17 protein-coding genes are annotated in these 20589 nt (G+C 66.8%); 8 read left to right on the forward strand and 9 right to left on the reverse strand.

The window, feature by feature from the left end; genetic code table 11:
- Window positions 1-76: 76 nt before the first annotated feature.
- Window positions 77-1474 (reverse strand): TAXI family TRAP transporter solute-binding subunit, encoded by a 1398-nt coding sequence (locus tag RPB_RS17635; protein WP_011442374.1) that lies wholly within the window; start codon window positions 1472-1474, stop codon window positions 77-79.
- Between the two features lie 198 nt (window positions 1475-1672).
- Window positions 1673-3268, reverse strand: a complete 1596-nt coding sequence (locus RPB_RS17640; protein WP_011442375.1) for an MDR family MFS transporter — start codon at window positions 3266-3268, stop codon at window positions 1673-1675.
- 320 nt (window positions 3269-3588) lie between these two features.
- Between RPB_RS17640 and RPB_RS17645 the strand changes: the two genes are divergently transcribed.
- On the forward strand, window positions 3589-4656 hold the full coding sequence (locus RPB_RS17645) for a linear amide C-N hydrolase (protein ID WP_011442376.1): 1068 nt from the start codon (window positions 3589-3591) through the stop codon (window positions 4654-4656).
- A gap of 247 nt (window positions 4657-4903) precedes the next feature.
- On the opposite strand, the gene RPB_RS17650 is transcribed toward RPB_RS17645, so the two are convergent.
- A complete protein-coding gene (locus RPB_RS17650) occupies window positions 4904-5206 on the reverse strand; it encodes a BrnA antitoxin family protein (protein ID WP_011442377.1) in 303 nt (100 codons plus the stop codon).
- Window positions 5199-5450, reverse strand: coding sequence for a BrnT family toxin (locus tag RPB_RS17655; protein WP_011442378.1), 252 nt, complete (start codon window positions 5448-5450; stop codon window positions 5199-5201). The genes RPB_RS17650 and RPB_RS17655 overlap by 8 nt, the downstream gene beginning before the upstream one ends.
- Before the next feature lie 603 nt (window positions 5451-6053).
- Between RPB_RS17655 and RPB_RS17660 the strand changes: the two genes are divergently transcribed.
- Complete coding sequence (locus RPB_RS17660; protein ID WP_041798845.1) at window positions 6054-6575, forward strand: hypothetical protein; 522 nt, start codon at window positions 6054-6056, stop codon at window positions 6573-6575.
- A 19-nt stretch (window positions 6576-6594) separates the two neighbouring features.
- Here the strand turns inward: RPB_RS17660 and RPB_RS17665 are convergent, their stop codons facing one another.
- Window positions 6595-7932 carry a caspase family protein gene (locus tag RPB_RS17665; RefSeq protein WP_011442380.1) on the reverse strand — a complete coding sequence of 446 codons (1338 nt, stop codon included), beginning with the start codon at window positions 7930-7932 and terminating at the stop codon, window positions 6595-6597.
- 393 nt (window positions 7933-8325) lie between these two features.
- On the opposite strand from RPB_RS17665, the gene RPB_RS17670 reads away from it, so the two are divergent.
- Window positions 8326-10641, forward strand: a complete 2316-nt coding sequence (locus tag RPB_RS17670; RefSeq protein ID WP_011442381.1) for a TonB-dependent siderophore receptor — start codon at window positions 8326-8328, stop codon at window positions 10639-10641.
- A gap of 97 nt (window positions 10642-10738) precedes the next feature.
- Here RPB_RS17670 and RPB_RS17675 read toward each other — a convergent pair whose 3' ends face one another.
- Window positions 10739-11482: a sulfite exporter TauE/SafE family protein gene (locus tag RPB_RS17675; protein ID WP_011442382.1), complete on the reverse strand. Its 744-nt coding sequence runs from the start codon at window positions 11480-11482 to the stop codon at window positions 10739-10741.
- Window positions 11483-12174: 692 nt separating this feature from the next.
- Here RPB_RS17675 and RPB_RS17680 point away from each other — a divergent pair.
- The gene (locus RPB_RS17680) at window positions 12175-13899 is read left to right on the forward strand and encodes a vanadium-dependent haloperoxidase (protein WP_198135125.1); all 1725 of its coding nucleotides are present in this window, start codon (window positions 12175-12177) and stop codon (window positions 13897-13899) included.
- Window positions 13900-14030: 131 nt separating this feature from the next.
- Here the strand turns inward: RPB_RS17680 and RPB_RS17685 are convergent, their stop codons facing one another.
- Window positions 14031-14543 (reverse strand): YcgN family cysteine cluster protein, encoded by a 513-nt coding sequence (locus RPB_RS17685; RefSeq protein ID WP_011442384.1) that lies wholly within the window; start codon window positions 14541-14543, stop codon window positions 14031-14033.
- 398 nt (window positions 14544-14941) lie between these two features.
- Between RPB_RS17685 and RPB_RS17690 the strand changes: the two genes are divergently transcribed.
- Genes RPB_RS17690 through RPB_RS17700 form a run of 3 tightly spaced genes read left to right on the forward strand, consistent with a single transcriptional unit; the run spans window position 14942 to window position 18376 of the window.
- On the forward strand, window positions 14942-17206 hold the full coding sequence (locus RPB_RS17690) for a transglycosylase domain-containing protein (protein ID WP_041798848.1): 2265 nt from the start codon (window positions 14942-14944) through the stop codon (window positions 17204-17206).
- Window positions 17207-17237: 31 nt separating this feature from the next.
- Entirely contained in the window at window positions 17238-17816 is a 579-nt protein-coding gene (locus tag RPB_RS17695) for a DUF1214 domain-containing protein (protein WP_011442386.1), read from the forward strand.
- On the forward strand, window positions 17813-18376 hold the full coding sequence (locus tag RPB_RS17700; protein WP_011442387.1) for a DUF1254 domain-containing protein: 564 nt from the start codon (window positions 17813-17815) through the stop codon (window positions 18374-18376). Before RPB_RS17695 ends, RPB_RS17700 begins: the two co-directional genes overlap by 4 nt.
- A gap of 503 nt (window positions 18377-18879) precedes the next feature.
- Here the strand turns inward: RPB_RS17700 and RPB_RS17705 are convergent.
- The gene (locus RPB_RS17705) at window positions 18880-19656 is read right to left on the reverse strand and encodes a hypothetical protein (protein ID WP_011442388.1); all 777 of its coding nucleotides are present in this window, start codon (window positions 19654-19656) and stop codon (window positions 18880-18882) included.
- 14 nt (window positions 19657-19670) lie between these two features.
- A complete protein-coding gene (locus RPB_RS17710) occupies window positions 19671-19871 on the reverse strand; it encodes a hypothetical protein (protein WP_041798324.1) in 201 nt (66 codons plus the stop codon).
- 173 nt (window positions 19872-20044) lie between these two features.
- Here RPB_RS17710 and RPB_RS17715 point away from each other — a divergent pair, with 173 nt between their 5' ends.
- Window positions 20045-20563, forward strand: a complete 519-nt coding sequence (locus tag RPB_RS17715; RefSeq protein WP_011442389.1) for a hypothetical protein — start codon at window positions 20045-20047, stop codon at window positions 20561-20563.
- Window positions 20564-20589: the final 26 nt, after the last annotated feature.

Raw genomic sequence — 20589 nt, forward strand, 5'->3', positions numbered from 1 at the left:
ATTAGAGCCCAATGATTACTGGAGAATTGACGGTTCCATCGCGGAAACCGCCTCGGGCACGCGAAAGCAGCCGCAGCTATGCACCCGGCACGCCGAGGGCATCCGGATGCGCCGGCGCTATTCCGCCGCTCGCGATCGTCAGACTCTGTCGCCGGTCGGCGACGGCGTGGTGAAACTGCTCGAGCACCAGGTTGAACGGCGCCAGATCGTCGATCGCGCCGTCGTCATAGCAGTCCAGCATGTCGCGCAGGATGTGATCGATCTCGAGCTGCATGGCGTCGAGCTCGTCGAGCGAATGCGCCTTGCGGGCTTTTGCGACAAGCGCGAGCGCGCGGTCGCGCATCCTGGCGCCGGCGGCGCGCTCGTCGCGGGTGACGTAGGAGCGAAACCACGCGCCGGCCGAGCCGAGCCCGGAGAGCAGCACGACCAGCCCCCAGATGTAGTCGCTGTTGCGCTCCATGAAGGTGCGCTCGGTGCCGTCGATGAAGGCGGCGGCGCCGCTATGGGCCGGCAGCGCGGCGGCCTTGTCGGTGTCGGGCGCCTCGATCTTGGCGGCGATCGGCAGTTCGCGCGCGAGCTGCTGCCGCGCGGCGAAGATCTGCCGGGTGAGCTGCGCGATATCGAGGCTCGACAGCGCACTTTTGGCGATGATCAGGTGGTTGATGCTGACGGTGTCGACCTTGTCTTCGGGCCGCGCCGGCGCGGACGAGAAGGTGCTGCCGGGGATCTCCTCGGAATCGTAGATCGGATGTTTCTTGGCGATGGAATCGGCGACGTCGATCGGCAGAAACCGCGGCTCGCCGCGCGCCTTCGCGGTGGCGGCGATCGCCTCCGCCGTGATCTTGCTGTCGAGCGGGCCGACCGACAGAAAGGCGGACAGCTGCTCGTCGCGCGCCATCTCGGCGATCGCCGTGACGGCGAACTGCTCGGTCTGCACCTTGTCGGGCGACACGCCGGATTCGGCGAGGATGATGTGCAACAGCTTGACGTTGGCCGGCGTGCGCCCGATCACCCCGACCTTACGGCCGGCGAGCTCGGCGATGCTCTTCACCGCGACCGGCTTCTTGCCCCTGCCCGGCAACGCCCACAGCGTCACCACGTTCTTGCGCAGGATCGCGACCGCTTGCGCGTCGGTCGGCAGATCGAGGTCGCCGCGGGTGACGGCGAGATCGGCGCGGCCCTCGCGCCATGCGGACAGACTCGGCGTCGCGCCGTCGGTCGTCACCGGCGTCAGCCGTACCGCACTGCGATCGCGCACGAAGGTCTGCGCCAGCGCCTGAATCAGCTTGAGATCGTCGCTGCCCGGCGGCCCCACCGCGATCCGCAACGTCACCGGCCGCAATTCGTAGAACAGCACCCCGAGCGCGCCCGCGACCAGCGCAATCACGGTCAGCGCGGTCGCCAGCCGCAGCCGCGCACGATTGCGCTGCCGCCGCTTGCGCAGCGACTCGCCGCCGCCGTCAGACGAGACCATCGTTGCCGCCCGCTGTCGTCATTGCCTGCCCGTCATTCGTTCCAGCCGACCGCGTCCCGCCCCGATTGTCGCGCGCCCTGCGGCGGACGACCGGCGTTTCTGCGGCAGACTAGTCAATTTCCGCGGGAAGGTGTCGAAATTCCGTAAAATGGATCGCGATCGGACGTCCGCGGCGCAGGCGCCGGGCCAGGCGCCGTCCTACTCGGCCATCTCCAGCGGCGGCGGCGAAGTCTGCTCCGGACCGGCGAGCGTGCGCTCTTCCATGATCGCCACGCAGATCGCCGACGCGGCCAGCATCGCGGCGGCCGCGGCGAACACCCAGCGGAACGCCGCCACCATGTCGGCGGCAGCGACCGTGCCGATGGCGTGGCGATGCTCGGCGCCGCCGAGCTGGATCTCGCCGCCGAACGCGATCAGCAGCACCGCGGTGAACGCCGCCACCGTGAACGACGCCATCAGCGCGCGGAAGAAGTTCATCGCCCCGGTCGCGGTGCCGATCTGCGGCCGCGCCACCGCGTTCTGGATCGACACCACGGTGACCGGGAACACCGTGCCGAGCCCGATCGAGAACAGCGACAGCAGCGCCAGGAACAGCCACAGCGGCAGCGGCGTCGTCACCGCGATCGCCGCCGCCATCAGCGCCGAGAAGCCGGTGCCGAGGATCGCGATCCGCTTGTAGCGCTCGACCTTCACCATAGCGCGGCCGGTGAACGCCGCGCCGAGCACCGACACCGCGGCGATCGGGATCAGCGCCAGGCCGGACTGGCTCGCGGTCAGGTGATACACCGCCTCGTAGTACAGCGGCATGTGCACCGTCAGGCCGATCATCGCTCCCATCGCGAAGCCGCCCGCCGCCATCGCCCACGGCACCACCGTGCCGCCCATCAATTGCAGCGGCAGGAACGGCTCGGGCGCCCGCAGCGCGTGCCAGACGAAGCACACCGCGAGCAGCACTGCGCCGCCGCTCAGCGCCAGGATCGTCGGCGACAGCCAGGAGAACCGCGTGCCGCCCCAGGTCAGCGCCAGCATCACCGCCATCGCCGAGGCCATCAGCAGCACGCCGCCCAGCCAGTCGACCTTGCGGCGGCGGTGATACGTCGGAATCTTGGCCATCTTCGGCAGCAGCAACGCCAGCGCGCCGATCGCCAGCGGCAGATTGATCCAGAAGATCATCGACCAGTGCAGATGCTCGGCGAAGGCGCCGCCGAGGATCGGCCCGCCGATCCCGGCCGAGACCCAGACGGCGGAGAAATAGGCCTGATACTTGCCGCGCTCGCGCGGCGTCACCACGTCCGAGATCACCGTCTGCACGATCGGCATGATGCCGCCGCCGCCCAGCCCCTGCAGCGCGCGACCGAGAATCAGCACCAGCAGGCTCGGCGCCAGCGCGCACATCACTGAACCGGCGATGAACAGGCTGATCGACGCGATGATGGTGGCGCGGCGGCCGTAAATGTCGGCGAGGCTGCCGAACACCGGCGCCACCGCGGTCGACGACAACAGATAAGCGGTGATCACCCAGGACAGATTCTCGACGTCGCCGAACTGCCGCCCGATCGTCGGCAGCGCGGTGGCGACGATGGTCTGGTCGAGCGCGGCGAGGAACATCGCCAGCAGCAGACTCATCAGGATGGCGCGGACTTCGCCCTGCGACAGCGTATTCGCCGGCGCCAGCGGCGGCGCGTCGCCGAGATCGATCACTTCGGTGGGAATGTGCGACAGTTCCGCCGCCGCTTCGTCGGACAACAATTGCCTGCCGGACGGCTCACGGCGTCGGTGTTCGGACATGCTCATGCGGTCGCGGAATCTCGTCGGGCTGGCATCGGGGGGAATTCGCTATTGAAGTTCAATAGCGCATCAAATCCGCCCAAGACAGCGGCTTCGGCGCATGGGTGGTTCACGCATACCGGGGGCCCCGCGCTTTCCCGCAACGCGGGATGCTATCCCCGCCGATCACATCGATGTTTCGTCAACTATGAGTCGTCCGGCACATCGATTTGTTGCACTGTCGTGCCAAGCTCGGCGACGCGGTCCCGCGATCTTGAACGATCGGTATTTCACATGTCGGGTCGGCCCAGCTCATTCAGACAGATCCAGCCATCGGAGCCACAGCCATGATTGCATTCAGGCGTCGTTTCGTGACCGTCTCCATCGCCGCACTGCTTGCCAGCGGCGCCCTGCTCGCGCCCGCTGCGAAAGCCTGCACCCGCCTGGTCTATCTCGGCGCCGGCGATCAGGTGATCACCGCGCGCTCGATGGACTGGGCGCGCGACATCGGCACCAATCTCTGGATCTTCCCGCGCGGCATCAAGCGCTCCGGCGAGGCCGGGCCGAATTCGGCACAATGGACCGCGCGCTACGGCAGCGTGATCGCCTCGGCCTACGACATCGCGACCTCGGACGGCGTCAACGAGGCCGGCCTGGTGGCCAACGTGCTGTGGCTGGCGGAATCGACCTATCCGAAGCTCGACGGCGGCAGGCCCGGCCTCGCGCTGTCGCTGTGGCCGCAATACGTGCTCGACAATTTCGCCAATGTGCAGGAGGCGGTCGCGGCGCTGGCGAAGGAACCGTTCACCGTGGTCACTGCGCAACTCCCCGACGAGAACCGGCTGGCGACCGTGCACCTGTCGCTGTCGGACAAAAGCGGCGATAGCGCCATCATCGAATATATCGACGGCAAGCAGGTGATCCATCACGGCCGGCAGTATCAGGTGATGACCAATTCGCCGACCTTCGATCAGCAGCTCGCGCTCAACGCCTACTGGAAGCAGATCGGCGGCACCGTGATGCTGCCGGGCACCAACCGCGCCGCGGACCGCTTCGCCCGCGCCTCGTTCTATGTCGATGCGATCCCGAAAGCGGAGAATCCGGTCGAAGCCATCGCCAGCGTGTTCGGCGTGATCCGCAACGCCTCGGTGCCCTACGGCATCACCACGCCCGACCAGCCGAACATCTCCTCGACGCGCTGGCGCACCGTGGTCGATCACAAGCGCAAACTGTACTTCTTCGAATCCGCGCTGACCCCGAACGTGTTCTGGGTCGACCTGACCAAAATCGACTTCTCGGCCGACAAGGGCACGGTGCAGAAGCTCGACCTCGGCCCCGGCCAGAGCAACACCTTCTCCGGCGAGGTCCACGACCGCTTCAGGCCGAGCGAGCCGTTCAAGTTTCTCGGGCTGTGAGGCGGAGCGGGACGGTCACTAGAGCGGTTCATCGCTTGACTGAAGCCACGCCGCATTCTCGCGTACGGCGTCGTCATCCTGAGGTGCGAGCGCAGCGAGCCTCGAAGGATGCGGCCAAGGCGCTTGCGGCTCATCCTTCGAGGCCCGCTGGGCCGCGCATGGCGCGGCCCAGCGGGCACCTCAGGATGACGGCGGTGATTCCATCAAAACCAGGGCTGCTCTAACGCGGCGGCGCCCGTGCCGCCGCCTACTTGATCTTGTTGATCCGCCGCAGATCCGCGTCGATGCGCGATTGCCAGCCGTCGCCGCCGGCCTTGTATTTGTCGATCACTTCGCGCGACAGCCGCAGCGATACCAGCTTCTTGGTCGGCGCCTTGTTCGGCCCGCGCCCGCGCCGGATCGAGGCCGCGAGGTCGGGGAGGACTTCGGCGAACGGACGCGCCTTGGCGAAATCCTCGGCGGTCCATTCCGGATTGTCGCCCACTTCGTCCCAGTCCTCTTTGGTGTAGCCACGGTCGGGCTGGAAGGTCTTCAACGTCTTCTTAGCCATCGAACAGCTCCCTTTCGCGTCGGTTGGCGGGCCGCAGACTGATGACGCTGATCGCTTCGCGTCCCAGCGGTTTGAAGACCACCGCAACTGCATCGGCATTCAATCGACCGAATGCCAGATAGCGCCCGGAATACGAAGGCCGGATCACAGCGCTCTCGAAATATGCGCCGTCGAGGTCGGCAAAGTCCAAACCATGGGCCTCGAGATTGACGACGCGCTTGTGCTCGTCCCACAGGATTTTCATGGCAATATATCGTATCTACAAAATAATTGCGAGCGAAATCGTCCTGGGGCGAGCATGGCCCACCCCGGTCCGGCCGCCAACATCAGCCCGGCACCGTTCCGGTGCGTGCCTGTCCCGGCGCGTCCGGCCGAGGACGACGGAACGTCGGTGGGGTTCCACGGACCGCCGGATGGGCGCGTGCTTACGGATCGGGAGGGGGCAAAGGGCGTGATGGGCTGACGCACGTCATAATAAGCTGACGCACGTCATCATAAACAATAAAAAGGCCCGGTCGCCGATCGGCGCCCGGGCCAAGTCTAGGGAGGAAACGCCCCAAGGAAGGGGACCACGACGCAGCGCGCCGCGGATGTACTGCTTGTCTCACAATCCGCCTGGGTGTGCTATTTGGGATAGTCACGAGCCGTAGTTTTACGGAGGTGACGCGGCCGCGCGCGGCGAAACTCAGGTCGCGGTGACGCCAACGCGCGCGCTCCGGCAGCATTCACACCTCGTCGTCGCACGGCCACATGCTGCTGCGGCATCGCAAGACTTGACGCATCAACTGACACCGGCGAACCTCATTCGCGTGCTCGCAACATCCATGCCGCGATGGAACTCGGTGCCATGCAAGACGTCGTTCGATTCGTGACGAGAGCCGCCCTGCTGTCCGCCGCGTTCGCCGTCGTCGGCCTGCCCGGCCCCGCAGGCGCGCAATCGGGCAGCGCCGGCGGCAGCATCGGCAACACCGAGAAGTCGCTGTCCGGAACGCGCGCGACGCCGCGGACCGTCGAGCCGGCCAAGCCGGCACGGCGCAGCAAGCCCGCCGCCGAGACGACACGCCCCGCCGCACGCAAGAGCGGTGGGGGCGGTGCCGGTGCGGGCGGCGGCAATTTCGACGGCGCATGGTCGGTCGCGAGCGTCGGCACACCCTGCGGCGGCGCCACCGAGGCGATCGTCATCACCAGCGGCAGGATCATCGGACAATACACCTCGGGCCGGGTCGCGCCGAACGGCGCCACGACCGGCGCGGGCTCTGCCAATGGCATCAGTTGGACCAGCTCCGGCCGTTTCTCGGCCCGCAGCGGCTCCGGATCGTTTCGACGCTCCGACGGCTGCGTCGGCCGCTGGACCGCGTCGAAGCAGTAGCGGCCGGCCGCCACCGGAGTCAGCGGCCGGAGCCGTCGGCGCAGACCGCGCCGATCACGCGGCACGGCTTGCCGGACTTGCCGCAGGCGCTGAGCGCGGCATCCTTCGCCGCCTGGACGCTGTCGCGGTCGACCAGCGACCACGCCATCGCCGACACCGCGAAGGCGCCGCAGCGCTGGCCGTAGAAGCTGAGTTCGACCTTGCACGGCGCGCCGCTGCATTTCGCGCCGGCGTCCGACACCGCGGCTTTCCGCGACGCGTGGTTCCAGGACATTCCCCACTTCTCGTTGTCCGGGTCGTACACGATCGATCCCCACGGCTTCAGATCGTCGGTCTGCCGCAGCCGCGCGAGCACGCCTTCGGTCGCCTCCCCGGTCTGCGGCAGCGCCGCCTTCTCCTGGAACTTGGCGATCGCCGTGCGCAAGCCGGCTTTGTCGTCCGGCACGTCGGGATCGAAATTGCGTTCGTACAGCCGGTCGCGCAGTTCGCGCAGCGCACCGGCATCGGTCAGCGGCGCGCGATCGGGATCGCGACGCGGGGTCTCGCTCAGTCGCGCCTCCTGCATCGGCGACGGCGACGCGGGCGGCAGCGGCAGCGCCGGCGCGACGAAGTAGAACGTGCCGTCGATCGGCGACGACGACACCCAGGGCTGCTGAGCGCCGCCGGTCGCACGCATCACCGCGAGGCCGACCTGATTGAAGGTCTGGAACAGATCGAGCCCGGCCCGCTTCACCGTCGCCGCCAGCGCGCGCGTATACGGGCTGTGGCCATCGCCGCCGTCGAGCGCGACGCTGCCGGGCTGGGTCGCGTAGGAAATCAGCGTGCCGTCGGGCGCGCGCATCTGCGCGAGGCCACCTTCGGAGGATCGCAGTCCTCGCGCGCCGAACGGGTTGTTGCGGCAGGCGTCGAGAATGACGATCTTCAGCCGCGTTCCGGCCGCCTGCATCTGCCGCAGCACGACGTTGACGTCGACCATCTGGAAATCGACGTCGGCCTCGCGGGTCGGATTGGCGTTGACCGGCACCAGATAATTGGCGCCGCTGATCTGCACGCCGTGGCCGGCAAAGTAGAATAGCGCGACGTCGGCGCCCTGGATCTGTCGGCCGAAATTCTGCACCGCGGAATCCAGCGACGGCTTGTCGAGATCGAGCTGGGCGCGGCCGCCGACCAGCGTGAAGCCGATCACACTCAGCGTCTCCGCCATCAGCACCGCGTCGTTCTTCGGATTGTCGAGCCGCGACACGTTCTGATAGCCGGAATTGCCGATCACCAGCGCGACGCGCTTTTCGGCGCGCGCCGGCGACAGCCAGAGCGCAGCCACCACCGCCAGCGCAATTCCGATTGCCCAACGCTCCATGCCGCTTCCACCCAGACCAGCCCGTGCCGGCAGCGGCAGCTTACCCGGTTTGGACGGCCCGAGAACAGTCTGTTTTCCAGGCGACGGAATGCAAACGGGGGCGCCGCACCAGCGACAATCACAGCTCGCTCGTTTCGCAGCCGAGACATCTCCCGCTTTGAACGATTCCCGCTTTGAACGATTCAAAGACACCCGTCGCACCGGCACGCTCTCGTCTCACTTCCGGCACGTCAGCAATACCAACGCGATAAGCGCCTCACCGCAATGCGCCGATGCCTGCGACGCGTCTTTCGTTCGAGCAATTCCAAACTGTATTCCCGCAGAAGCTTCGCGTTCACATTGATACACGTTGTTGCATTCGATTAGTTCGTCTCTCGAAACTGGGGGCGACCAATGAAATCCGTTATTGCCGGCGCGAACGCCGGTCGTAGACCTGTGCTCAAAACCCTATGGCTGACCAGCGCGTTGATCGTGCCGATCGTTTGGCTTCCGTCTTCCGCGGCCGCACAGGGGGCCAAGCCGGCGGCGACCGAGCTGCCCGCCGTCGAAATCACAGCGCCGCAGGCGAGCCGGCGGCAGGCGCAAGCGCCGCGTGACAGAAGCCGCTCCGCCACCGGACGCTCGCGCAGATCCGCACAGCGTGCCGCGCAAGCGCCGCAGCCGGCACAGCCGACGCAGCGCGCCGTGTTCGAACGCGGCACCGATCCGGTGCGCGGCTTCGTGCCGAGCGTCAGCGCCAGCGGCACCAAGACCGACACCAGGCTGATCGAGACCCCGCAATCGATTTCCGTGATCAGCCGTGACAACCTCGACGCGCGCGGCATCGACACCGTCGCGCAGGCGCTGCAATACACCGCCGGCGTCGCGGTGCAGACGTTCGGCGGCGACCCACGCTACGATCAGGCGCGCATCCGCGGCTTCGAAACCAACGGCTTCTCCAACTTCCGCGACGGCCTGCGCGACACCGCCAACGGCTCGGCCTATTTCTCGGTGTTCCGCAACGAGCCCTACGGCGTGGAGCGCATCGACGTCGTCAAGGGCCCGAGCTCGGTGATGTACGGCCAGAGCCCGCCCGGCGGCCTGATCGATCTGATCAGTAAGCGGCCGACCGACCAGGCATTCGGCGAGGTGGTCGGCCTGGTCGGCAGCGCCGACCGGCTGCAGGGCGCGTTCGACGTCGGCGGCCCGGTCGACAAGGACAAGACCGTGCTCTATCGGCTCACCGGCGTGTTACGGGATTCCGACGCGCAGGTCGCGAAGTTTTCCGACAAGATCAAGGACGACCGCGCCTATATCGCGCCGGCCATCACCTGGCGGCCGACCAACGACACCACCCTGACGTTCCTCAGCGACTATCAGCACGACGTCACCGGCATCGCCAGCCCGGTGTCGGTCGCCACCGTCCGCGGCGGCAAGGTCGTCGACATGCGCCCGCTGCCGCTGTATCTCGGCGATCCGTCGTACAACACCTTCGATCAGACCCAGTACCGGATCGGCTATCAGTTCGAACACCGCTTCAGCGACGATCTGATCGTGCGCTCGCGGGCGCGCTACGGCCACGTCGATCTGGAGTATCGTTCGATCACCCTGGCCGGCACGCCGCTCGACACCCAGACCGTGTTTGCGCGGAACGCGCGCCGCGTGCTCGAGAACAGCGACAGCTTCGGCACCGACAACCACGTCATCGCCAAGACCACGACCGGCCCGCTGCAGCACACCATGCTGTTCGGGACCGACTATCAGGCGTTCAAGCTCGAAGGCGAATCGTTCGGCGGCCTGGCGCCGTCGCTCGACGTGCTCAATCCGGTCTACGGCCAGGCGGTGGCGATGCCGACGCTCCGGCTGCAGAGCTACAAGCAGAACCTGAACCAGGCCGGCGTCTATCTGCAGGACCAGATCAAGCTGCAGAACTGGATCCTGACGCTCGGCGGCCGCTACGACGCGGCTCAACAGACCATCCTCAACCGCCTCACCGGCGTGCCGCAGCTCAACGACGACACCGCCTTCACCAAGCGCGCCGGCCTGACCTATCTGTTCGACAACGGCCTCGCGCCCTATGTCAGCTATTCCGAATCGTTCCTGCCGACAGGCGGCGTCGATTTCAACTCCAACGCCTTCAAGCCCACCAAGGGCAAGCAATACGAGGGCGGCATCAAGTTCCAGCCGAACCGCGATCTGCTGTTCACCGCGGCGGTGTTCGACCTCACCCAGGACAACGTGCTGACTGCCGATCCGAACCATCTGAACTACAGCATCCAGACCGGCCAGGTGAATTCGCGCGGCCTCGAGCTGGAGATGCTGGCCAAGCCGGTGCCGGGACTGAATGTTCTGGCGAGCTACACGCTGCAGAACCTGAAGAATACCCAGAGCAACAACGGCGACGTCGGCAAGATGCCGGTGCTGATCCCCCGCCACATGGCGTCCGCCTTCGCCGACTACACGCTGCAGAGCGGGCCGCTCGCCGGATGGGGCTTCGGCGCCGGCTTCCGCTACATCGGCGAGTCCTACATGGACATCCTCAACACGTTCACCAACGACGCCTATACGGTGTTCGACGCCGGGCTGCATTATCGCCAGCCGAAGGGCATCAACCTGGCGCTCAACGTCAAGAACATCGCCGACAAGGACAACGCGATGTGCACCGCCACCGGCGGCTGCCAGTACATCGCCCCGCGGGTGATCACAGCGACCGCCAGCTATCGCTGGTGATGGGGACGCGCGGCCTCAGGATACACGCACAACGTCATCGCCCGGCTCGTCCGGGCGATGACGAAGTCATCGAGGCGCAAACGCGCCGCAACGGCTTCTAAAACTGCCGCCAGAACAGCCCCGCCGTCAGCGCCACGCCGAGCACGATGACGCCGAACCGCAGCCATTGCTCGTTGACGCGGCGGAGCACCCAGACGCCGGCGAGATAGCCGACGGTGGACGAGCCGGCGAGCACCAGCGCCTCCAGCCATTTCACGTCGTCGGAGAACGCAAACATCGCCACCGCCGACGCGTTCATCGCCGCGGCGAGCGCGTTCTTGGTGGCGCTGCCGTTGCGCGGCTTCATGCCGGCGATCGACAGCGCCGCCATCATCAGAAAGCCGATGCCGCCGCCGAAATAGCCGCCATAGATCGCGATCATGAACTGCGCGCCGACCAGCAGCGGCAGGCTGATCTCCTTGGCCTGCGCCGGCGGCTTGCGCCGAAAGCTGCCCCAGGCGAAAATCAGCGTCGCGAACAGCACCAGCCACGGCATCATCCGCGCGAAGATGGTCGGCGGCGTGATCAGCAGCAGCAGCGCGCCGAGCGCGCCGCCGACCAGGCTGATGACGACCAGCCAGACAAACGACAGCCGGCCGACACCCTGGACCATCGTCCGGCCGGCGTAGCCCGAGGCCAGCTGCCCGGGAAACAGCGCCACCGTCGAGGTGATGTTGGCCGCCAGCGGCGACAGCCCGGTCAGCAGCAGCGCCGGCAGCGTGACAAACGAGCCGCCACCGGCGAGCGTGTTCTGCATGCCGGCCCACAGGCCGGCGAGAGCGAGGATGATCAATGCGGTCATGGGCGCCGTTCTGCGCGAAGCCGCAGCAATTTGAAAGGCCCGCCGGTGCATCGCCCATCTGCGCCGAAGCGCCGGCGTCATGCGCCGCCCAGGCGAGCACGACATCGCCCGTCGACGCGCCCATCCCAGGCTCCTCGACACTGCATCGAGGGGTGACGCGACTCGGCGCGTCGGCGGGGCGTCGAGAGCCTTTCTGATGCAGACTGGTGCAGACGATGCCGCCATGCTCCCACAGCGGCACGCCGCGCAGGTCGTTCGACGGTTTGCGCCACTTCACCATCGCGAAGGTCCCGGATCGGCCTCCACGATCAACCCGTCCCGCCCGCGCCCCAACATCTCGCCGCGCCATCCGCAGATACCGGCGATCCGCGCGGTGATCTTGGCGGAGGCCGACGCGTCCCGCGGACCAGGCCTATGGCGCACCGCAACGGCCCGTTCACATCCTCGTCAACAAAGCCGATCGCCCGCCCTATTGGCGTTACCAGTTCACTTTTCGGCTTCACCTCACGACCCGGTGTGAACTACGCGACTTGACGATACGCGATCACTCATCCAGTCTGACCAAGTTGCTATTTATTGTCATTTTTACTTTTTGATGATTCCATCCGCGAGGTATTGCCATGACGATCAGGCGAGTTTTCGTCGCGACGTTCATACTGTCGCTCACTCCCGTGGTTTCCACGGCCCAGCCGGTGCTTCAGACACAATCGCTCGACGACTTCCGGCGAATCCTCAGTCCCGGCCTGATTTCGCGCGAGGTGACCAGCGAAAAGGTGAGTCAACTCAACGCGGAGGCTGCGAAGAGCTGCTTCGCCCCCGACGCGTTTCAGCGCGCGATCCCGGCACTGCCGATCAGATATAAGCGGCCACTTCCTTGCGCCCCGCAGAATGCGTTCGACCGGTTCGTGATGTGGAATCAGATCGCACTCGACACCACATCGATGGATCATGCTCCGCCGCCATTGGGCACGCCGGACAATCCCGCCCTGCACAATTACGGCCCGCACCGCTCGAGCCGGGTGATGGCGATCGTTCACATCGCGATGTTCGACGCGATCAATCTGGCGATGCGGTTCGACTCGAAATCACCCGACAAGCCGAGATACGTGTTCGCGACCTATCTGCAGGGCATTCCCAATCCGAAAGAAGACGCCTCGGTCGACATGGCGATCACGTATTCGGCGGGTGAGACCCTGAAGGCGCTTTATCCTCAACAGGTGGATGTGATCGAGAATCTCATCGCCATCGACGAGGGCGCCGTCCTGAGCGGCAAGGATCGCAACGCGCCGATGTATCGGGCCGGCCGCGAACTCGGAATCACCGTCGCGAAGGCGATTCTCCGGGCACGCCGGAACGACGGCTCGGCGCACGAAGAGCCGCAGGTCGGCGATCCTGGCTTTCCGCTCGCGGAAAAATCAGGTCAGTGGCGACCCGACCCCGTCAGCAACATCGCCGCGGCGCTCGGCGGCAAGTGGAAGGACGTTCAGCCGTTCGTCATCAAGAACGTGCCGACCTTCCGGCCGCCCCCGCCGCCGTCGACCGACAGCGCCGAATACGCCCGGGACTTCGAAGAGGTCAGGAAGCTCGGCGGCGAGAACACCGAGCGCTCGAGGTCTGAACGCAGTGCGGACCAGACACTGATCGGAACGTTCTGGGCTTATGACGGCACCGCTTTCCTGTGCGCTCCGCCGCGGCTCTACAATCAGGTGATCCGGCAGATCGTGCAGCAGCAGATCAAGGACGGCGATACCAAGGACGAGGATCCGAAGCTGCTCAACTACGCCCGATTGTTCGCGCTCGCCAACATCGCAATGGCGGACGCGGCGATCGCCGCATGGGACGCAAAGTATCACTATCGCTACTGGCGCCCGGTCGTCGGCATTCGGGCGGCCGCGACCGACGGCAACGATGCCACCCATGCCGACGTCTACTGGAAGGCGCTGGGGGCCCCGGCCAGCAACTCCGTTCGCGGTCCCAACTTCACGCCTCCTTTCCCGGCCTATCCTTCCGGACACGCCACGTTCGGCGGCGCTCTGTTCGAAGTGCTGCGCGCGTTCTACCCGGACGACACGTCCTTCAGCTTCATCTCCGACGAGTACAACGGGCAAAACAAGCCGGCCGGCTCGGACGTGCCGCGACCGGAAGTGACCCGACGCTTCGTCAACTTCCGCGCGGCGGAGGACGAAAATGCGCGCAGCCGGGTCTATCTCGGTGTGCACTGGCAGTTCGATGCCGATGCCGGGATCGCGCAGGGCAACCAGGTCGGCAGCTTCGTGGTCGGCAGCACGCTGCGCTGTCTCGACGATGACGGCAGAGCGCTGGATTGCAAACCGGGCAGCGGATTCGACGTCAAGCGCAAGTTCCTGATCTCGACGGAGAAGCGGGTGCTGAGCACTCCGTTCACTCCGTCCCAGTAAGAAGATCGCGCGCAGGAGCAAGATCGCGAGCGTCGGGCTGAGCAGCAGGTGGTCGATGCGCAGCCCGGCGTCGCACGCGTAGCGGGTCCGCCGACAGAACCACAACGAGGAGTTCAGCGGACCGGTCGCGCTCAGCCCGGCCGTTTCTTCAGCTTGGCGCGGCGCGGCAGCAGGGCCGGCCAGGAGACGATGTGATCTTCGAGGTCCTCGACCGAGACCTCGGTCTCGGTCGCCTCGACGCGCCCGCGCACCGACACCCCGGCGTCGTGCACCGTGTTCGGATCGCCGGAGATCAAGGGATGCCACCAGTACAGATCGCGGCCCTCGGCGACCAGCCGATAGCCGCAGCTCGGCGGCAGCCAGCTCAGCGTGCGCACGTTCTCCGGCGTCAGCCGGACGCAATCCGGCACCCGTTCCGAGCGATTGGCGTAGTCGTGGCAGGCGCAGGCGTCGCCATCGAGCAGCCGGCAGCCGACATGGGTGAAATAGATCCGCCCCGAATCCTCGTCCTCGAGCTTCTCCAGGCAGCACCGCGCGCAGCCGTCGCACAGGCTCTCCCATTCGGCCTGGGACATCTCTTCCAAGGTTTTGGTTTTCCAGAAGAACCCGTCCTGGGGGGAAATCTTCTTGGGAACTGCGGTCATGCCTTGGTCGAGCCTTTCGGGCCTTCGGCGCTTGCGTCGATGCGGACAGGGAGGCCGTTCTAGAGCTTTTCCGGTTCTGATGGAATCAGAACCGGAGCTCTCGATTCCTGATTTGACGCGTTTTCTTCACGCGAACCGGTATCCACTTCGTTCGAAAACGCCGTCGGAGCAGTTGCGCCGGCGACGCAGCCGGTTCGCCGCGCCGGCCCGCCTGAAGCGCGCGGCGGACGGCCCCCGTTCAGGAAAATCCCTGCGCGGCCATTGGTCTAAGGCCGCCGCTCGGCTACAAGGGGCGAGATTCCCTGGGATCGCCGCGCGCGCCTTGGGTTTGCCGCAACGCTGCAGCAAGACGGATGGAGGCGCCCTGCCCGGCGCCGTCACGCGATTGGTCGAAGCCGGTGCCGAAGATTCTGCCAGACAATTGGATGCAGCGGATCCGGAACTGGTTTCTGGACCTCGACGCGCGGCTGGATTCGACGCTGTTCTCGTCGGCCGCCGGCATCCGCGAATTGTGGGAGCGCTTCTCCACTTTCATGGACCGCTTCTATGTCGGTCACTGGAAGCGCTGGGTGTTCATCGAGCCGCTGTCGGAAGCCGCCACGATGGGCGCCGGCGGCCTGCTGGTGCTGCTGGCGCTGGCGCAGCCGGCGTTCCGCGAGACCGGCGACGAGGACTGGCTGAAGAAATCCGACCTCGCCGTCTCCTTCCTGGATCGCTACGGCAATCCGATCGGCAATCGCGGCATCAAGCACAACGACTCGATCCCGCTGGAAGACTTCCCCGACAATCTGATCAAGGCGACGCTCGCCACCGAGGACCGCCGCTTCTACGATCATTTCGGCATCGACGTCGCCGGCACCGCGCGCGCGCTGGTGACCAATGCGCAGGCCGGCGGCGTGCGCCAGGGCGGCTCCTCGATCACCCAGCAGCTCGCCAAGAACCTGTTCCTGTCGAACGAGCGCACGCTGGAACGCAAGGTCAACGAGGCGTTTCTGGCGATCTGGCTGGAGACCCGGCTGACCAAGAACGAGATCCTCAAGTTGTATCTCGATCGCGCCTATATGGGCGGCGGCACCTTCGGCGCCGACGGCGCGGCGCATTTCTACTTCAACAAATCGGTGCGCGACGTGAACCTCGCCGAGGCCGCGATGCTGGCCGGGCTGTTCAAGGCGCCGACCAAATTCGCCCCGCACATCAACCTGCCCGCCGCGCGCGCCCGCGCCAACGTCGTGCTCGACAATCTGGTCGACGCCGGCTTCATGACCGAGGGCCAGGTGTTCGGCGCGCGGCGCAATCCGGCCTCGGTGGTCGACCGCCGCGACGAGAATTCGCCGAACTATTATCTCGACTGGGCGTTCGAGGAAGTCCGCAAGATCGTCGAGACGTTTCCGAAATCCTACACCGAGCGCGTCTTCGTGGTGCGCACCACGATCGACATGAACGTGCAGCGCGCCGCCGAGGCCGCGGTCGAGAACCAGCTCCGCCAGTTCGGCCGCGACTATCATGCGACGCAGGCCGCCGCGGTGCTGTCGGATCTCGACGGCGGCGTCCGCGCCATGGTCGGCGGCCGCGACTACGGCTCCAGCCAGTTCAACCGCGCGGTCGACGCCTATCGCCAGCCCGGCTCGTCGTTCAAGCCGTATGTCTATACGACCGCGCTGCTCAACGGCTTCAAGCCGACCTCGATCGTGGTCGACGGCCCGGTCTGCATCGGCAATTGGTGCCCGCAGAATTACGGCCACTCTTATTCGGGTTCGGTGACGCTGACCCAGGCGATCACCCGCTCGATCAACGTCGTGCCGGTGAAGCTGTCGATCACGCTCGGCGGCAAGGCCGGGCCGAAGGCCGGCCGCGCCAAGATCGTCGAAGTCGCGCGCCGCTTCGGCATCAAGGCGCCGCTGATCGACACCCCGTCGCTGCCGATCGGCTCGACCGAAGTCACCGTGCTCGAACACGCGGTGGCCTACGCCACCTTCCCGAACAAGGGCAAGGCGCCGACGCCGCACGCGGTGCTCGAAGTGCGCACCGGCGCCGGCGATCTGGTGTGGCGGTTCGACCGCGACGGCCCGAAGCAGAAGCAGGCGATCCCGGCCTCGGTCGCCGCCGACATGGCCGGCATGATGAGCCACGTCGTCTCCGAGGGCACCGCGCGCCGCGCAGCCCTCGACGGCATTCCGACCGCGGGCAAGACCGGCACCACCAACGCCTATCGCGACGCCTGGTTCGTCGGCTACACCGGCAATTTCAGTTGCGCGGTGTGGTACGGCAACGACGACTACTCGCCGACCAACCGCATGACCGGCGGCTCGCTGCCGGCGCAGACCTGGCGCGACATCATGATCGCGGCGCATCAGGGCGTCGAGATCAAGGAGCTCGCCGGCGTCGGCATGGGCACCAGGCTGCCGGCCTCGCAGGCGCAAGCCAATGCGCGCGCCGCCGACGACGACGGCAAACCGGCGCCGCCACCGGTGCTGACGCGGCGCGGCGCGGATATTCTGGTGCGCGTCGAAAAGATGCTGGACGACGCCGCCAAGGCCATGGACAAGGCGATGGACAAGACCCCGCCCGCCAAGCCGGTGTCGTCGACCGGCGTCGGATTCCCGGACAGTTTCGCCGCGGCGACGCCGAACGGGCCGCCGGCGACGGCGCCGCGCAAGAACTGACGGCGGCTCGTAGCGCAAGGACGGTTGCAACGTGCGCCTGATCTTCTTCACTTTGCTGGCGCTGATCATCGCCGCGGGCGTCGGCGTCGGCGCGACCTGGATGACGGCGACGCGCGGCACCGATTTCGGCACGCTGACGATCGGCGCCTGGACCGCCCGGCCGCGCGCCGGCACCGCCGAAATCGACCCCTACGCCCGCGCTTCGATCGCGCGCAGCGGCGAACTGCCGATCGGCGCCGGCGACGGCATCGCCTTCATCGCCACCGCCGACGACGCCAAGCGGCCGCTCGACGGCCGCTGCGACATCGAGGTCAGCGGCGTCACCCCGCCGGCGCGGTTCTGGACGCTGACGCTGTACGATCCGCGCGGCACTCTGGTCGCCAACAATCTCGAGCGCTACGGCTTCACCAGCCAGGAAATCCTGCGCACCGCCGACGGCGCGTTCAGGATCCGCGTCGCGGCGCGGTCGCGCGCCGGCAATTGGCTGCCGACCGGCGGCGTCGAACGCTATATGCTGGTGCTGCGGCTGTACGACACGCCGGTCGGCGTCGCCACCCGCACCCAGCGCGACGCGCCGATGCCGTCGATCGCCACCATGGGCTGCCCATGATCCGCTTCATCACCACCGTCATCGCCGGCATCGTGCTCGGCGGCATCGTGCATCTGGTCAGCGTGCTAGCGCTGCCGCGGATCGCCAGCCAGGACGCCTATGCGCGGCTGGCGCCGCTGACCAGGGTCAACGAGGTCTCGCAACTGCCGCCGACCACGCCCGACAATGCGCCGCTGCCGTTCCTCGATCCGGCCTTCGCCGTCGCGGTGTGCCGCTACGATCTGTCGAACGGCCCGATCAAGCTGACCGTGCCGGTCAGCCAGGCCTATACGGCGGTGTCGTTCTACACCCGCAACGAAGTCGCCTACTACGCGATCAACGACCGCTCCGCCGGCCGCAAGGTGATCGAACTCGATCTGATGACCGCCGAGCAGCACGGCAACCTGCCCGAAGACGAAGACGTCACCGCCGCCGACCGCCTGATCATCGACTCCCCGACCACCACCGGCCTGATCGTGATGAAGGCGCTGGCCTCCGAACCCGGCATGATGCCGCAAGCGAGAGCCGCGCTGGGCTCGGCAAGCTGCAAGCCGCAGCCGGAACCGGGGGCGAAGTCGTAGTGATCAGCTCATAGCCTTGTAGGGTGGGCAAAGCGCAGCGTGCCCACGCGCTGACCGACAACGAGAGCCTTTCTGCTCTGATGGAATCAGAGCTCGCGATCCGGTTGCCGCCGTCATCCTGAGAGCCTGCCCCGGACTTGATCCGGGGTGCCCGCTGGGCCGCGCCATGCGCGGCGCGGCGGGCCTCGAAGGATGGGCCGCGGGCACCGCGGGGCCGCATCCTTCGAGGCGCGCTACGCGCGCACCTCAGGATGACGACTCTGCACTTGAGAGGGCCGCATGGCTTCAATCAGTTGATGAAGCGCTCGAACGTCGTCGGCGCGGCAATTGCCCGACCTCTGAACGATGCGTCGGCACGGCGCTGGGCGCCTCTTGCCCACCCTACGGTGGCTCACGTCGTCATTGCGAGGAGCGCAGCGACGAAGCAATCCAGACTTCGACACTCGGCGCTGGATTGCTTCGCTGCGCTCGCAATGACGCAACAGCTCGTCGAGCACCGTCCCTCACCCCTTCGACACCACCACATGCCCCTTCGCCGGGCCCGCCGGGATCGACAGATTCGCCGCCTGCGCTTCCAGCTCGGCGATCAGGCGGTCGGCGTCGGCGGCGAGGGTGTCGGGGGCCATGATGACCAGCCGCTCCAGCGCCCAGCGATAGGACGAGGCGCGGCGGTGCAGGCACTGCTGCACCCATTGCACGATCAGCGCGTTCTCCTCCATCCGTCCGATCGCGTCGGCGCGCTCGCGCGGTGACAGGTCGGAGACGTATTTCAGCGCCGCGTTGCGTTTGCGGTCGAGTTCGATCACCCGCATCGCGGTGAATTTGAACGGCTCGAACCGGGTCAGGTCGTTGCGGACGTCTTCGCTGAGCGCGGCGTAGCGCGAGGTGTGCGAGCGATGCGGCTCGTCGATCAGCATCTTGCCGTAGGCGGTGCGGTCGAACGGTGGCGCCTGCCGCCACGGGGCGGCGATCGGCTGATAGTCGCCGAACACGGTCTTCCATGCCGGCCGCTGTCGCGGCGGCTCGATCAGCGGATAGGCCATGTCGCGCAGCGTGCGCTCTTCGTCGGTGAGCTGGAAGTCGGACGGCCGCGCGCCGACGCTGCCGGTGGCCTCGACGCCGATCCAGCGATGCATGTCGTCGTTGCGGAAATCGCCGCGGGTGCGGCCGAAATCGCCGCCGGCGCAGCCGCTCAGCGCCAGCGCGACGAGCGCGGACAACAGGCCGACGAGCCGGGCGCGATCACCCCGGATCGGGGCCGGAGAGATGAACGCCCGCATGGTGTCGGCCGATCTCAGGAACGGACGCGTCGACGGCGGCGGCGGCGCGGCGCATCGCCCTGCTCCGGGCCGTCGTCGTCGCGCGTCGCGGCATGACGCTCGATCCGGATCGCCGGAAGGATCAGGATCGTCGCGGGATGGTCCGGCGGCAGGACCATGGTTGAGCCCGGCCTCCGCGACGCGGCGTCGACCGGAAATTCAATGATGGTGCCCATATCGACCTCTCGGAGCCCTTCCTGATTTGGTATGATGCGGGGGTGATTAAGTCGGGTTATGGTTAATGCACTGTTAATGGCGCAGCGATCGGCAGTTGCAACCCGTGCTGGCGAAGTGCTATTTCATCGAGGGTGGGTGGGGAACTTCACACGGACGCGAGGCTTGATCGTCCATGACCGTGATTCCTCCGTCGGACTTCCGATCGCGCGCGATGGCGACGATCGGCGCGCAGCCGATCGCGTTCGCGGCGGCTGCCCTGGTGCTCATCGTGTCGGGCATCGGCGCCATCCTGCTGTGGCGGGTGGCGACCGGCATGACACCCGAAACCGAACGCGCCGCCGTGGTCGGCCGCCAGGTCCAGGCCCGGGTGGTGCAGACCTCCGAACAGATCATGGAGAAGACCAACGGTCTGGCGATGTCGCAGCAGGAGTCGATCGACCAATTGCAGGCGGTGCAGGATCAGTTGCACGCGCTGCAGCAGATGGTCGCCGCGCAGCGCGCCGAAACCAGAAAGCTGACCGAGCAGGTCGGCGAAATCGGCAGCAATCTCGACGGGCTGCGCCAGTCCTTCGCCTCGGCCCGCACACCCGACGTGTCCGAGCGACCGGCGGTGCGGCAGAAGCCGGCCGCGCGCTCGCAGCGCGCCAAGGCGAAGAAGCCCCTCCGCAAACGAACGAAATCGCGGCGCTGACTCGGCGTAACAACCCGGGGTTAATC

Origin of the sequence: Rhodopseudomonas palustris HaA2, from assembly GCF_000013365.1 — a bacterium.
Lineage (GTDB): Bacteria > Pseudomonadota > Alphaproteobacteria > Rhizobiales > Xanthobacteraceae > Rhodopseudomonas > Rhodopseudomonas palustris_J.